We start from the raw sequence: 13,985 nt of genomic DNA on the forward strand, positions 1-13,985 counted from the left end.
TCGACCGCTCTGTGACCTCCAGCCGGCAACACGTCGCAGCGGGCCGGGACTTGTTGCTCGCTCGTGGTCACCGGAGCCCCGAATCGACCGCTCTGTGACCACCAGGCGGCAACACGTCGCAGCGGGCCGGGACTTGGTGCTCGCTCGTGGTCACCGGAGCCCCGAATCGACCGCTCTGTGACCTCCAGCCGGCAACAGTCCCAGCGGGCCGGACTTGTTGCACGGTCAGCGGGGATGCACCTCCAGGCGAACATCCAGCCCGCTCACCTCGTCGGGCGCGTCGGTGGCCAGCCCCTCCCCCCAGAGCGCGACCTGCAGGCGGCTCACCGCCACCCCCAGCTGGTATGCCGTCGGCGCACTGACGTGGACCACCTCACCCCCGACGTCCACGCCGGCATCGGGCGCTCCGCGCAGGGCGACGGCCACCGCCCGCCGCAGTCGGGACGCCACGTCTTCGGGGCCGATCGCGGCGATGCCGTCCTCGATGGCCTCCGGGCTGCCCGGGGCCGTGCCGAGGGCGGCCCGGATCGACTCGGCGCGCCCGTGGTCAAACCAGTCCTCCCGGCCGACGCGGACCAGTGCCCGCGCCCCCGCCCCCCGTCCGTCGATCGCCAGGTCGGAGCCGCGGACCACCGCGGCGGGGATCGAGTCCGCCTTGCCCTTGACGAGGTCGGCTGCGGCGGCGAGCTCGTCGCCGACGGCCCTCGCCGTGACGGCCAGCGGTTTGCCGTCGGCGTCGACAGCCCCCCGGAGGTCATCGACGACGGAGACTCCGGCTGCCCCCAGGGCGAAGTCCGTCTGCCCGAACCGCCAGGGTCGCCCGGCCGTGTCGCTCAGGACCACGCCGACGCGCCGCAGCCCTGTCGCCGCGAGGAGGGCCACCCGCAGGTGCTCGGCCTCCGCATCGGGGTCGGCGGGGAGGAGCAGCACGTCGTCGCGACTCCCGGTGTTGGAGGCGTCCACCCCGGCCGCTGCCATGATCGGACCGGCCGTCGACTGCACGATGCGGGTGATCCGGTCGTCCGACATGCGCTCCGCCACCACCCTCACCGTCTGGCTGATCACGGCGGCACTCCTGTCGGCCGAATCAGCCCACAGACCAAGGGATTTGGAGACGATCTTGCTCGAGACGACGAGGACGTCGCCGTCCGCCAGCGAGATGCCCGCAGAGGCCGCTGCGTCGAGCAGGAGCGTGACCAGGACGTCGCCCGCCGCCACCTCCGGCATCCCCGTCAAGGGGATGAGTGACACCGACACGGTCAGGCGCCCTTGAGCTCGAGCGCGAGCTCCAGGGCGGCGCCGGCGATGTCGGCCGCGGCATCGGCATCCGACATGAGCAGCGGCCGACTGCGAACCGTCGCTCGGGGCAGGCGCACGGACGCCTCGTCCTCGGCGGACACCAGCCACCCGTCGAGGAAGTCCTCGTAGAGCCCGGCGACGGCAGCTGCTGTCGACTCCACCCCGATGGCCCGGAGGCACGCGTCCGCGTGCCCGCGCACCGGCATACCGCCGATGAGCGGTGAGACGCCGACGACGGGAGCGGCGCTGCCACGCAACGCATCTCGCACGCCGGGCACGCCCAGGATGATGCCGATCGAGACCACCGGGTTGCTCGGGGGGAGGAGCACCACATCGGCGGTCCGGATGGCGTCGAGGACACCCGGTGCTGCGGTCGCGCGGTCCATGCCCACCGCCTGGAACCGCTGCGCCGGGATCGAGGCCTGGTGACGAACCCACCACTCCTGGAAGTGGATCGCGCGCTGACCCTCCTCGTCCTCGACGACGACGTGAGTCTCCACGGGGGAGTCGCTCATCGGCAGCAGGGTGATCCGCTGGTCGGGCAGGCCCCAGCGGGCCGCCAGGCGTGCGGTCACCTCGGTGAGGGACACCCCCTGGCCGAGCCACTGCGAACGGATGACGTGGGTCCCGAAGTCGAGGTCGCCGAGGGCGAACCACTGCGGCACGGCGCCGTATGCCGCCAGCTCACCCTGGACCCGGTGGCTCTCGTCGGCCCGGCCCCAGCCCTGGCCCTCGTGGATGCCGCCGCCGAGGGTGTAGAGCAGGGTGTCGAGGTCGGGGCAGACCCGCAGCCCGAACAGGCTGATGTCGTCACCGGTGTTGCCGATGATGGTCAGCTCGGTGTCCGAGAGGCCGGGGGAGCGGTCCAGGTGGGCGCGGAGGCCACGCAGGAAGCGGGCACCTCCGACGCCGCCGGCCAGTGCCGTGATGCGCATGCCCCGCAGTCTTGCAGCCCGTCCACAGCCCCCGCAGCGGGGGCGCCGTGGGGGTGCCGTCGGGGCCGTTCGGGGGCGCCGTCGGGGCGACGCCTGTGCCGGGAGTCTTCTAGCGCACCTCTAGCGTCCTGTGAAGCGGCGTTATCAAGGTTCATCCGATCGGGCAAATATCAGACTTCCGCTTGACGAACCACGTATGACACGCGTGTAATTCCATTGTTGTGACCAAGCAAGGTCACACGCAGCGGCGAACCGGGTCGAGGAGGAAGCCGTGCAGGAACTTCAGTTGGTCACCTTCGAAGGTGGCGAAGAGGTGGAGATGTCATGGCAGGAGCGCTCGCTCTGTGCCCAGACCGATCCCGAGGCGTTCTTCCCTGAGAAGGGCGGGTCGACGCGTGAGGCCAAGAAGGTCTGCGTCGGCTGCGAGGTGCGGGCCGAGTGCCTGGAGTACGCCCTCGCCCACGACGAGCGGTTCGGCATCTGGGGTGGGCTGTCCGAGCGGGAGCGCCGCAAGCTCAAGAAGCGTGCGGTCTAGTCGCCCCAGCGGCGACTCCGTGACCAGCGCATGACGCTTGCCCCGCCCCATGGCCTGACAGACCCCGCAGGATCACCTGCGGGGGTCGCGACGGTGACGGCGGTTCTGGTGCTCCGCGGCCCGACCTCCGCGCTCGCGGAGACCCTCGACTCCCTCGCGCGCCAGACGCGCAGCCCCGAACGCCTCGTCGTCGTCGACCTCGGGAGGGACGAGCGCGACGGCAACGCCGTCGAGACCGTGCGCGCCCACCGCGGCGTGGCCGAAGCCATCGACGCGATCACCTTCGTCACCGTCCCCGGCGCAACCTCCCTCGCGTATGCCGTGCGGTCGGCCCTCGCACTGACCGACCGGGCCGCGACGGCCGACGGCGCGTCCTCGCCCGACGTGGCCCCCGGCGTGACCCCCGACGTGACCCCCGGCGCGTCCGGCGTGACCCACGTCTGGGTGCTCACCTCAGACAGTGCCGCGGCCCCCATGACGCTGGCGCGACTGCTCGATGCCGTGCGACGCAGCCCGTCGGTCGGTGCAGCCGGCCCCAAGCTGCTCGACTGGACGCGTCCCGGCGCCCTGCGATCGGTCGGCCTGCAGCTGACCCGCAGCGGCCGGGTGATCCCCTCACCGGCCCCGGGTGAGCCCGACCAGGGCCAGTACGACCGCCGCACCGACGTCCTGGCCGTCCCGGCGACCGGCATGCTCGTGGAGCGCGGAATGCTCGACGAGCTCGGCGGGCCCGAGCGCGCCCTCGGGGACTTCGGCGCCGACGTGGACTTCTCGTGGCGTGCCCAGCAGTCCGGCCGCCGCGTCGTCGTCGTGCCCCGCGCCACCGTGCGCACCGGTGCCCGGGCGGAGCCGGACGACGCCGCCCTCGGCGACTCGACACCGCGGATGCGTCGCCAGGCCCGGCGGGTGGCGCTGGCCAGGTGCGCCTGGTGGGCCCTGCCGCTGCTGGCGGCCTGGATCGTCCTGACGAGCGCCCTTGCCGCCCTCGCGCTGCTGCTGGCCAAACGACCCCGCGCCGCATGGGCCGAGTTCTCCGACATCGGTGCGGTGCTGACCCCCGGACGAGTGCTCGGGGCCCGGTGGCGCTCGCGTGGCACCCGACAGGTCCGCCGACGCGACCTGCAGGGCCTGTTCGTCCCCTCGCGCACGGTGCTGCGGCACACGACCGACCTCATCCACGACGAGGTCGCGCTCGAGCCGGGGCCGGGCGACACCGGCCGCGCCGACGCCGTCGAGTCCGGCCCGGTCGCGGACGAGGCCCAGGACCTCAACATCCTGGGTGCGACGTGGGCGTCCCACGCCGCCCGGAACCCCGGTCTGCTGGCGACCCTGGTCATGACCGTCGTCGCCGCCCTGGCCAGCCGGCACCTCGGAGGCAGCTTCGTCGACCGGCTGGACAACGGTGTGACCGGCGGCGAGACCTTCGGGGTCAGAGCCGACGCGGGCACCCTGTGGCACGCCTGGTTCGACGGCTGGCACGGCGCGGGGCTCGGCAGTGCCGGCGAGCAGGGTCCGCACCTCGTGATCCTGTCGGGCCTGTCGTGGCTGGTGGCCCACCTCCCGCTGCTCAGTGCACCCGCGTCGCCTGTCGGCGCCGTGACAACCCTGCTGGTGACCTTCGCCCTCCCGATGGCGACCCTCACGGCATACCTCGGCGCCCGGGTCGTCACGCACTCACGCTGGCCGCGTGCCATCGCCGCCCTGGCCTGGTCCACCAGCGCGGTCCTGGCCACGGCGGTGGGCTCTGGTCGGCTGGGCGGCATCGTCGCCGCGATCCTCCTCCCGCTGGTGGCCGGGGGCATCGCGCTCGCCGGTCGCCGCACCGGCACCGCGACGGTCACTGCCGCAACCGTCCTTGCCGCCACCGCACTCGGAGCCTTCGCTCCTGCCCTCCTCGTGCTGGTGCTCGTCGCCGGCCTGGGCGTCGCGCTCGTCGGTCACGGCTGGGCCCGGGTGCGGGGCCTGGCCATCGTCCTCGGCCCGGTCCTGCTCCTGGGGTCCTGGGTGCCTGCCCTTCTCGACCGTCCGGCGTTGCTCTTCACCGGCCCCGGCCTGTCGGTCTGGGGGACGACCCAGGCGCAGCCCTGGCAGATTGCGCTCCTGCACCCCGGTGGCCCCGGGTCCTACCCCGTGCTGCTCTCGGCGCCACTGGTCCTCGCCGGGCTGCTCGGCCTGCTGCGTGCCGGCCGGCGTGGTCGCGCCGCGAGCGTCCTCGGGGTCGTGGCCCTTCTCGGCCTCGCCTACGCCGTCGTGGCACCCCGGATCCAGCTCGGCGTCGTGCCGCAGGGCCTGCCCGACGCCGGGGCGCCGGTGACGGCGTGGTCGGGTGTCGGCCTGCTCGTCCTCGCCCTGGCGCTGGTGGCCGCAGCCCTGCTCGGCGCCGACGGCCTTGCCGTCAGCCGGGCGCGCGGCGGGTGGCAGGCGCTGGCTCGCTGGCCCGTGGCTGGCGCGCTGATCGGAGCCGTGCTGGTCAGCTCCGGATGGCTCACCGTCCGCACCGTCGGCGACGGGCTGCGGGCCTGGCAGGACCCTCGTCCAGCCGTTGCCATCGACCAGGCCGAGAGCGGTCTCGGCAACCGGATGCTGCTGCTGCGGCCCGATGGCGACGCCCTGACCTACGAGCTGCTCGGCCGGGAGGTCGGGGAGACCTCCCGGATCCTGCCCCCGATGACGACCGACCGACCCACCGCTGAGGCACTCGCCGCCTCGGTGAGTGCGCTGTTCGAACAGGGAGCCGCGCCCGGCGCGCTCACCCCCGCAGTCGACCTGGCAGACCAGGCGGTCGGGTTCATCGGCCTGAGTGCCGAGCCCACCGATCCCCGGATCCGCGCCCTCGACGCCACGGCCGGGCTGAGTCGGCTCGGCGAGCACGATGGCGTGCTGTTCTGGCGGGTCCTGCCCGGAGGCGGAGGGGCGGCCGACGACGCCGTCGCACCCTCCCGCGCCCGGCTGCTGACCCGCACATCGGAGCAGGCCATCCCCGTCTCGGGTCCCCACTCGCGGCTCGAGGTGAAATCCGTTGTGCCGCAAGGGGCTTCGCTCGTCCTGTCCGAGCCGGGCCAGTGGGTCAGGCACGCGCGGGTCGCCGTCGACGGTCACGTGCTCGCGCCCAACGGCGACGCAGCGTCGTACTCCCTGCCGGCGGGGCCGGCCACGATCTCGGTGGACGTGCTCCCGACCAACGCCATCTGGCGCTACGCCCAGGGCGTCCTGCTCCTGGTGGTCGTCTTCCTCGCCGTGCCCTTCGGCAACCGCTCCTCGAGGCGGAGGCGCCCGTGAACCTCTCCGTCAGCGGCATCGTCCGCACCTCGCTCGTGGCTGCCGCAGGCGTCGGGATCGTCACCGCAGCCATGCACAGCCAGGGGGCCTTCGCCGTCGCGTCGACCCGTGTCGTGGACACCGCCACCACCTCGGCCACCAACCCGGTGCGCAGCTCTTCGCTGGTGTGCCCGGGTCCGGAGCTCAAGGGCGTCAAGGGAGTCGACGACGTCGACGTCGGCGTGCGGGTTGCCGCGGCTGCGGCCCCCGTCCGGGCCCTGACCGGCACCGCGCCCGCCACGGCCCCCGGTCGACTGAGCCTCAGCCGTATGCCGCGGGGCGACCTCGGCACGCCCGTGACCGTCCGCGGTTCCAGCGTGATGGGCGACCAGGGCCGTGCGGAAGGGGTGCTGGTGTCGGGCACCGAGTCCATGGCTGCCGGTGTCGCCGCGGCACAGGGCTGGCTGGTGCCCTCGGGCGACCAGCGGTCGCTGGGCTCGGCCCCGTGCGGGCCGCCCGGTGCCGAGTTCTGGATCATGGCCGGCGGGGGGCCCCCCGGTCGGCAGGAACGACTCCTCCTGACCAACCCCGGCGGCAACGCCGTCGCCGTCGACGTCACCCTCTACGGCGCCAAGGGGGCGGTCTCGTCCCCGAACGGCAAGGGCATCGTCGTCCCGGCGCACGGACGCACGGCCTTCCTCCTCGACTCGATCAACAGCGAGCTGGCCAACCCCGTCGTGCACGTCGTCGCCGATGGTGGTGTGGTCGGCGCGGTCGTCAACGACCTGTGGCTGGACGGCACCCGCGCGGGTGGGTCCGACGACTCCGTGCCCACTGCGGCGCCGTCGCGCGACCAGGTGATCCCGGCGGTCGCGGTGGGCGGCCAGTCGGTCCTGCGCGTCGCGGTGCCAGGGACGGGCGAGGCCGTCGTCCAGGCCAGGGTGCTCACCGCCCAGGGACCGCGGGCCCTGCCCGCCGGCGGGGTGACCCGGATCGACGGTGGTGCAGTCCGTGACATCGACATCTCGGCGCTGCCGACCGGCACCGTGGGGCTTCAGGTGCGAGCCGACGTGCCCGTCGTGGCCGCGGCCGTGGTCATGCGGAGCGCCCCCGGCAAGCCGGGGGACTTTGCGTGGACGTCCTCCACGCCGCCGATCTCGGGCGTCGCCGGGATGCCTCTCGTCGACCCGGCCGGCGCGCCCGGCCCCATGCAGCGGTTCCTGTCGTTGACGTCGTCCGGTGACACCGCCGGCGTCGAGGTGGTGACCGTCGACGCCAAGGGGGTGGAGACGTCCCGTCGTCCGAACCTCGGTGTCGACGCGTCAGGGGCTCTCGACCTCACCGGTGCCACCTCCGTGTGGGTGCACCGCGTGTCGGGCAAGGGGCAGGTCCGGGCAGGCGTGGTCACCTGGGTGAACGACAGCCAGGGAACGCTCCTGACGACGACCCCTTTGCACGACGCTGCCCTGCGCACCACGACCGTGGGCCTGCGAGAGGTGACCCGGTAGCTCGGGGCTCGACGCAGGGTCAGGCCCCGTCGTCGTAGCGTGGGTCGAGGTCGCCCGGCGGCAGGTTGAACAACGCGGCGACCTGCTCCACCACCACGTCCTGCACGATGGCCGTGAGCTCGCGCTGGTTGTCTGCGCGGCTCTCGATCGGGCGGCGGTAGATGACGATCCGCGCCGGGGTCCTGCCGTGTGGAGGGAAGGCCCGAGCCAGCGGCGCCCCCTCACGCTCCCACGGGGCCGGGTCGGTCGGAGGAACGTCCTCGACCGCGAACTCGACGTCCTGGAAGCGGGCACCGAGCCGCGTCTCCAGGCGAGCAGCACTGTCGAGGACCAGGTCGTCGAACAGCTGCCGGCGGGTGGCCATGGCGGGGACGGCCGGCCAGGCCAGCGGACCCCTCACCCCTCGGCCTCGACGGTCCCGTCGCGCCGCCCGGGAGCGCCCTGCCTGCGGGCCGGTCGAAGTCACCAGACCAGCCTACGGCGTGCCGACCCGGGGGCCCCGCCTTGCTGGCATAGAGTCCGCGTCGTGAGTCTGTCCAGGAGGTGCTCCCGCACCGCGTGCTCGAAGCCTGCCATTGCGACGCTCACCTACGTCTACGGCGACCAGACCGCTGTGGTCGGACCCCTGGCGACGTATGCCGAACCGCACACCTACGACCTGTGCGCGACCCATGCCGAGGGACTGACCGCCCCCCGGGGCTGGGAGATCGTGCGCCTCTCCGGGGAGTACGTCGAGCCGGAGCCCTCGCACGACGACCTGCTGGCGCTGGCCAACGCCGTGCGCGAGGCAGGCCGGCCCCGGCTGGGCGAGGCCCCCGGTCCGGCACAGGCGCAGACCAGGCGCCACCCGGCCGACGAGGACGCCTCCGGCGCCGTCGAGACGGGTCGCCGCGGGCACCTGCGCGTCCTGCGCGACAACTGACACCGCTAGGGTTTCGGGCGTGCCCAAGCCTGTCCTCTCCGACTTCGTCAAGGCCTACGACGTCCGGGGCCTCGTCCCCGACCAGCTCAACGTCGATGTGGCGTGGGCCCTCGGCGCTGCCTTCGCCCGGACCGTGGTCGGGCCGGAGGGAGCTCCCGGGGTCGTCATCGGCCACGACATGCGCCCTTCGTCGCCCGAGCTGTCCCGGGCCTTCGCCGCAGGCGTCACCGCCCACGGCCTCGACGCCACGCTGATCGGGCTGTGCAGCACCGACGGTCTCTACTACGCCAGTGGCGCCCTCGACCTCCCCGGCGCCATGTTCACCGCGTCGCACAACCCGGCCCAGTACAACGGCATCAAGCTGTGTCGCTCGGGAGCGCGCCCCGTGGGTCAGGACTCGGGTCTCTCCGACGTCAGCGCCCTGGCCCAGCAGCTGCTCGACGCGGGGGTCAGTGCGGGGCCTCCGGCCACGAAGTCGGGACACGTCGTCGAGCGTGACGTCCTGGGTGACTACGCGGCCTTCCTGCGCGGCCTGGTCGACCTCTCCGGTGGTCGGCCACTGCGCGTGGTCGTCGACGCCGGCAACGGCATGGGCGGCCACACGGTGCCTGCCGTCCTCGGCACGGGCACCGGCTTGCCCGCGCTGCCGCTGGAGGTCATCCCCCTCTACTTCGAGCTGGACGGCACCTTCCCCAACCACGAGGCCAACCCACTCGAGCCCGAGAACCTGCGCGACCTCCAGGCTGCTGTGGTCGAGCACGGCGCCGACCTCGGCCTGGCGTTCGACGGCGATGCCGACCGCTGCTTCGTCATCGACGAGCGTGGCGAACCGGTGAGCCCCAGTGCCGTCACGGCCCTGGTGGCCACCCGTGAGATCGCCAAGCAGGTCGCAGGAGGCGTCGCCGCGGCTGACGTCGCCGTCGTCTACAACGTCATCTCCTCGGCCGCGGTCCCCGAGATCATCGCCGAGCAGGGCGCCCGCGGGGTGCGGACCAGGGTCGGCCACTCGTTCATCAAGGCCGAGATGGCCCGCGAGGACGCGGTCTTCGGCGGCGAGCACAGTGCGCACTACTACTTCCGGGACTTCTGGTTCGCCGACACCGGCATGCTCGCCGCGATGCACGTGCTCGCCGCGCTCGGCGAGCAGGGTGAGCCACTGAGCCGGCTCACCGCGGCATACAGCCGGTATGCCGCGTCCGGCGAGATCAACTCGACGGTCACGGACGCTGCGGCCGCGACCGCGACCGTGCGTCAGTGGGCTGCCGAGCGCGGCGCCGAGTTCGACGAGCTGGACGGACTGACGGCGACCCACGCCGGGACGAGCGATGCGCCGATGTGGTGGCTCAACCTGCGCGCCTCCAACACCGAACCCCTCCTCCGGCTCAACGTCGAGGCGGCTGACCAAGACACGATGACCCAGGTGCGGGACGATGTCCTCGCACTGGTGAGAGGAGAACGCTGATGTCGCAAGGACAAGGGCAGGACGTCCGGATCGAGCCGTGGCTGCGGGAGATCCTGAGGTGCCCGGCCTGCCGTTCCGAGCTCGCCGACGCCACCGTCGAGGGCAAGCCCGAGCTTCACTGCACCAGCACGGCCTGCGGCCTGCAGTACCGCATCGACGACGGTGTGCCGGTGCTGCTCGTCGACGAAGCCCGCAAGCCGGTCTGACGGACGGCGGGGAGGCGCGACGATGGCACAGTTCTTCGACGAGTCGCGCATCGACAGCGACGAGGCGCTGGCCACCCTCGACTCCCGCCAGACCCTGAGGGGGCTGGCGACGGCCGGCGCCCAGGTGCGCGAGGCGATCGAGCTGTCCGCCGAGGGCGGGATCGAGCGCGTGGCCGGTGGCGAGCGGCCGCGGTCGGTCCTCGTCGCCTCGCTCGGCGGGTCGGCCGTCGTGTGTGACGTGCTCGAGCTGCTTGCCGAGCCGGGCTCGCCGGTCCCGGTCAGCGTGCGGCGCAACCTGCCGTTGCCCGGCTGGGTGGGTCCACTCGACCTCGTCATCGCCGTCTCGCTCTCAGGACGCGCTCCGGGCCCGCTGGCGCTCGCCGCCGAGGCGGCTCGTCGAGGCGCTGCCCTGCTCACCGTCGGGGCCATCGACTCGCCGCTCGCGGACGTCGCAGCCCAGGCGCGGGGCGTCCACATCGGCATCGGCCGCGGTCGCACCACGTCCCGCACCTCCCTCTGGTCGCTGCTCGCCCCGGTGCTGCTGGGCGCAGGGCACCTGGGCATCGTCGACGTCGACGCCCGGGTGCTGACCGAGGCCGCCGACCGCCTCGACGAGATCGCGGAGTCCTGCCGTCCCTCGTCGGAGTCGTTCGTCAACCCGGCCAAGGTGCTGGCCGCCGATCTCGCCGAGGGCGTCCCGGTGGTCCTCGGCGACGGTCCCCTGAACGGCGTGGCCGCGGGGCGGGCCACCTCGATGCTCGCGCGCACCGCGCGGGTGCCGGCCACGTCCGGTGAGCTCCCCGACGACGCGGCCCAGGTCGTCGCCTGCTTCGACGGCCCGTTCACCGCCGCGTACTCCGGCGGGGCCGCGTCTCGCCCGGGCGCACAGGCCTCCGGGGTGGTCGACGACATCTTCACCGATCCGTTCCTCGACGGCCCGGCCGCACCACGGTTGTCGTTGCTGATGCTCAGGGACGTCCTGCCCGACCCGATGACGCGAGAGGCCGACGAGGCGCGGGCGCTGGCCGAAGCCCTGACCTCGGCGGCTCGTGAGGTGGGGGTCAGGGTCAGCGAGGTGACGGCGCAGCCGGGGCACGCCCTGACCCGCCTGGCGGGTCAGATCGCGACCACAGACTTCGCCGCGACCTACCTGGCCCTGGGGCTGGGCCTGGATCCTGCGGTGTCGCCGCACGTGGCGGACCTGCGAGGCCGAGCCGGCGGCTGACCCGAGTGGCCTGGCGGGCCGGGTGCCCTCAGGGCCGTACGGAGCGGATCAGCTCGACGACGTCGCCGACGACTCCCCGCATGCCGGGCAGCCGGCTGAGCCTGACCAGCTTGTCGACCAGGGGCACCACCTGACGCACCAGGGCCCGCGTGCGCTGCTGGCCGTCGCTGGAGTCGTGCACCCAGAACAGCACGACCCCCATCTGCAGCAGCCAAAGCAGCTCGGGCAGCTCGGCGCGGATGGGGGCGGGCACCTTCAGGTCGGAGCCGTCGACGACTTTCCGGAACAGGTCGATGCTGGCCTCCCGCGCCCCCTTCGACTCGCTGCTGAACGGGGAGAGGGGGCTGGTCGGCTCGGCTGCGACCTTGAAGAACTTCCCCGCGAAGCCGTGGAAGGACTCCGCCACGTCGACCCAGGTGGTGAGCACGGCGCGCAGCCGGTCTGCGAACTTCTCACTCGCAGCAAGGGCCTCGTGCGCCGCCGCGGCGTGCTCGTCCTGGATGTGGTCGTAGAAGGCCTGGACCAGGTGCTCCTTGGACGCGAAGTAGTAGTAGGCGTTGCCGATGCTGACGCCGGCCCGGTCCGCGACGGCCCGCATGGTCGTCTTGTCGTAGCCCCGCTCGAGGAAGAGCTCCTGGGCGGCCGCTGCGATGGCGGTGCGGGTCTGCTCACCACGGTCGGACCGGTTGGCGGGGTCAGACCGGTTGGCAGAGTCCGTCACAGTCGTCAGCGTAGCCATTGTCCTCCACCGCCTCGGGCACGAGCGTGGTGGTGAGGGAGGCGCGGAGCCCGGCCGCGGCATACGCCATCGCCTTGGCCACGGGCAGTCCGAGCGGGGTGGACAGGCGGATGGCGAGGTCGCGGTGCTCCACCGTTGTCCAGAGGCAGGCGACCCAGGCGTGGGCGCCGGTCCAGACCTCCCCGCCGTCACCGACCACCGTGATCTCGCGGACCGTGGCTGCGTGGTCGAGGTGGGGCAGGAGCGCGCGGGCCTGTGCGGAACCGGCGGGCAGGGCGGTCACCGCCACGAGGTGGGGTTGCCCGACCAGCCACGTGCGAAACCGTGAGCACATCGGGCAGCCGGCGTCGTAGAGGACGACGAGGCGCTTCACCGCGCCGCCTCAGTGCGGTCGATGCCGTCGAGGTGGTCGGGGCGCTGGGTCGGGGCCGCGAGGGCGGCGAGGACGGCCACCCCCAGGCCCGCCACGGCAGGGGCGAGGAACACGCCGATGCTGAGCAGGCTGAGGACGGTCAGGACACCGAGCAGGGCCACGACCACGACAGCGGCGACCGTGGCCGCGCGACCGCCCGGCCCGAGCAGCAACGTCCCGACGACCAGGCAGGCGCCCAGCGGGAGGGCGGCCACCACCAGTCCCCACCACCCGTTGACCTCGACGAGGGTGGCAGTGGTGGAGGTGGCGCCCGGCACGCCGTCCGCGTCCGCTCCGGCTGTGTCACCGGAGTAGACGGGGACCGTGAGCGCCGCCACGACCAGCGCGAGGCTCCACAGGGTGGCGCCGGCGAGCGCGATCCGGACCGTCCTCACGACCCTCACCCCATCGGAGCCGGGAAGGGCTGGGTCCAGCCCTGCGGCGGGACCGGGGGAGTGGCCATGGCGTCGAGGCGACCGCGGCGGCGGATCTTGTTGAAGACGTACACGTTGGTGAGGTGCACGAAGCCGAGCATCAGCAGCACGACGCCCAGCTTGACGCTCAGTGTCTCGACGATGGCGCGGGCGTCCGCAAGGGTGTCGCCGATGCGCAGGTAGAGCGCGACGACCCCGAGGTTGAGCAGGTAGAAGCCGACGACGAGCAGCTTGTTCACCGCCTCGGCCAGCTCGTCGTTGCCGTCGAAGACGTCGACCAGGAAGACCCGGCCGTTCCGCGACAGCGTCGACCCGACCCAGATGGTGAGGGGAACGGCGATGACCAGGTACAGCACGTAGGCGATGACTGCGTTGTCCACTGCGTTGTCCACGAGGGCTCCTTCGTGACGGACGTTCTTTGAACGTGTTCAAGTTGAGGGACCCGACAGTAGCAGGGAAGGTTGAACATGTTCAAGTAGCGCCTGTCAGAGCGACAGGCGGAGCACCTCGGCCGAGGGCAGCGCAGCCAGCTCAGCGGCCGGGACGAGCAGCTTGCTGCCGCGGATGCCACTGCCGATGACGACGTCCCCCGCCGCGACGACCGCCTCGTCGACCAGCACGGGCCAGGCCGCAGGCAGCCCGACCGGCGTGATCCCGCCGAACTCCATGCCTGTCAGTGCGACCGCCTGCTCCATGGGGGCGAAGCTGATCTTGCGGACGTCGAGGTGCCGGCGCACGGCGCCGTTGATGTCGGCGCGCATCGAGGCGAGCACCATCACCGCGACGTACCGCACCTCGCCACAGCGCTTGCCCGCGACCACGACGCAGTTGGCCGAGCTCTCCATGGCCACGTCGTACGCCGCGCAGAACGCCGCCGTGTCGGCGAGCTCGGCGTCGATCGGCGCGACGCGGGCCGAGGGTGTGCCGGCGATCGCCTGCGCCACCGGAGCGGCCAACAGCTCGGTATGCCGCGTGGCCGGCTCCCAGGTCAGGTTTCCTTCGGCGCTGCTCACCCGTCGAGGTTAGCGAGCCAGCGCCGGATCAGCGCCT

The 13,985-nt window shown here is 72.9% G+C and carries 15 protein-coding genes; 7 read left to right on the top strand and 8 right to left on the bottom strand.

Annotation, left to right across the window (positions count from 1 at the left end; genetic code table 11):
- Positions 1-225: 225 nt before the first annotated feature.
- Complete coding sequence (locus AC1DXJ_RS07930; RefSeq protein WP_477632499.1) at positions 226-1,257, bottom strand: coenzyme F420-0:L-glutamate ligase; 1,032 nt, start codon at positions 1,255-1,257, stop codon at positions 226-228.
- A gap of 2 nt (positions 1,258-1,259) precedes the next feature.
- On the bottom strand, positions 1,260-2,234 hold the full coding sequence (cofD, locus tag AC1DXJ_RS07935) for a 2-phospho-L-lactate transferase (RefSeq protein ID WP_477624912.1): 975 nt from the start codon (positions 2,232-2,234) through the stop codon (positions 1,260-1,262).
- 319 nt (positions 2,235-2,553) lie between these two features.
- Between cofD and AC1DXJ_RS07940 the strand changes: the two genes are divergently transcribed.
- The 3 genes from AC1DXJ_RS07940 (at position 2,554) to AC1DXJ_RS07950 (ending at position 7,535) form a co-directional block, all read left to right on the top strand.
- Positions 2,554-2,769, top strand: coding sequence for a WhiB family transcriptional regulator (locus AC1DXJ_RS07940; RefSeq protein ID WP_153269213.1), 216 nt, complete (start codon positions 2,554-2,556; stop codon positions 2,767-2,769).
- Between the two features lie 93 nt (positions 2,770-2,862).
- Entirely contained in the window at positions 2,863-6,048 is a 3,186-nt protein-coding gene (locus AC1DXJ_RS07945; RefSeq protein ID WP_477636772.1) for a glycosyltransferase, read from the top strand.
- On the top strand, positions 6,045-7,535 hold the full coding sequence (locus tag AC1DXJ_RS07950; RefSeq protein ID WP_477636773.1) for a DUF5719 family protein: 1,491 nt from the start codon (positions 6,045-6,047) through the stop codon (positions 7,533-7,535). Before AC1DXJ_RS07945 ends, AC1DXJ_RS07950 begins: the two co-directional genes overlap by 4 nt.
- A gap of 19 nt (positions 7,536-7,554) precedes the next feature.
- Here the strand turns inward: AC1DXJ_RS07950 and AC1DXJ_RS07955 are convergent, their stop codons facing one another.
- Positions 7,555-8,001 carry a metallopeptidase family protein gene (locus AC1DXJ_RS07955; protein WP_477636774.1) on the bottom strand — a complete coding sequence of 149 codons (447 nt, stop codon included), beginning with the start codon at positions 7,999-8,001 and terminating at the stop codon, positions 7,555-7,557.
- 60 nt (positions 8,002-8,061) lie between these two features.
- On the opposite strand from AC1DXJ_RS07955, the gene AC1DXJ_RS07960 reads away from it, so the two are divergent.
- The 4 genes from AC1DXJ_RS07960 to AC1DXJ_RS07975 are packed head-to-tail and all read left to right on the top strand — an operon-like array spanning position 8,062 to position 11,350.
- On the top strand, positions 8,062-8,457 hold the full coding sequence (locus AC1DXJ_RS07960; protein WP_477614993.1) for a DUF3499 domain-containing protein: 396 nt from the start codon (positions 8,062-8,064) through the stop codon (positions 8,455-8,457).
- Positions 8,458-8,476: 19 nt separating this feature from the next.
- Entirely contained in the window at positions 8,477-9,919 is a 1,443-nt protein-coding gene (locus tag AC1DXJ_RS07965) for a phosphomannomutase/phosphoglucomutase (RefSeq protein ID WP_477636775.1), read from the top strand.
- Positions 9,919-10,125, top strand: coding sequence for a Trm112 family protein (locus AC1DXJ_RS07970; protein WP_477614995.1), 207 nt, complete (start codon positions 9,919-9,921; stop codon positions 10,123-10,125). Before AC1DXJ_RS07965 ends, AC1DXJ_RS07970 begins: the two co-directional genes overlap by 1 nt.
- A 22-nt stretch (positions 10,126-10,147) precedes the next feature.
- Positions 10,148-11,350, top strand: a complete 1,203-nt coding sequence (locus AC1DXJ_RS07975) for an SIS domain-containing protein (protein WP_477614996.1) — start codon at positions 10,148-10,150, stop codon at positions 11,348-11,350.
- Between the two features lie 28 nt (positions 11,351-11,378).
- On the opposite strand, the gene AC1DXJ_RS07980 is transcribed toward AC1DXJ_RS07975, so the two are convergent.
- The 5 genes from AC1DXJ_RS07980 to AC1DXJ_RS08000 all read right to left on the bottom strand — a co-directional run bounded on the left by AC1DXJ_RS07980 (position 11,379) and on the right by AC1DXJ_RS08000 (position 13,948).
- A complete protein-coding gene (locus AC1DXJ_RS07980; protein WP_477636776.1) occupies positions 11,379-12,071 on the bottom strand; it encodes a TetR family transcriptional regulator in 693 nt (230 codons plus the stop codon).
- Complete coding sequence (locus tag AC1DXJ_RS07985; RefSeq protein WP_477614998.1) at positions 12,046-12,462, bottom strand: DCC1-like thiol-disulfide oxidoreductase family protein; 417 nt, start codon at positions 12,460-12,462, stop codon at positions 12,046-12,048. The genes AC1DXJ_RS07980 and AC1DXJ_RS07985 overlap by 26 nt, the downstream gene beginning before the upstream one ends.
- Positions 12,459-12,896, bottom strand: a complete 438-nt coding sequence (locus tag AC1DXJ_RS07990; RefSeq protein ID WP_477636777.1) for a hypothetical protein — start codon at positions 12,894-12,896, stop codon at positions 12,459-12,461. Before AC1DXJ_RS07990 ends, AC1DXJ_RS07985 begins: the two co-directional genes overlap by 4 nt.
- Before the next feature lie 5 nt (positions 12,897-12,901).
- Entirely contained in the window at positions 12,902-13,327 is a 426-nt protein-coding gene (locus AC1DXJ_RS07995; RefSeq protein ID WP_477636778.1) for a hypothetical protein, read from the bottom strand.
- Between the two features lie 93 nt (positions 13,328-13,420).
- Entirely contained in the window at positions 13,421-13,948 is a 528-nt protein-coding gene (locus AC1DXJ_RS08000) for a YbaK/EbsC family protein (RefSeq protein WP_477636779.1), read from the bottom strand.
- Between the last annotated feature and the right edge of the window lie 37 nt (positions 13,949-13,985).

Source organism: Pedococcus sp. P2_D9 (genome assembly GCF_056404275.1).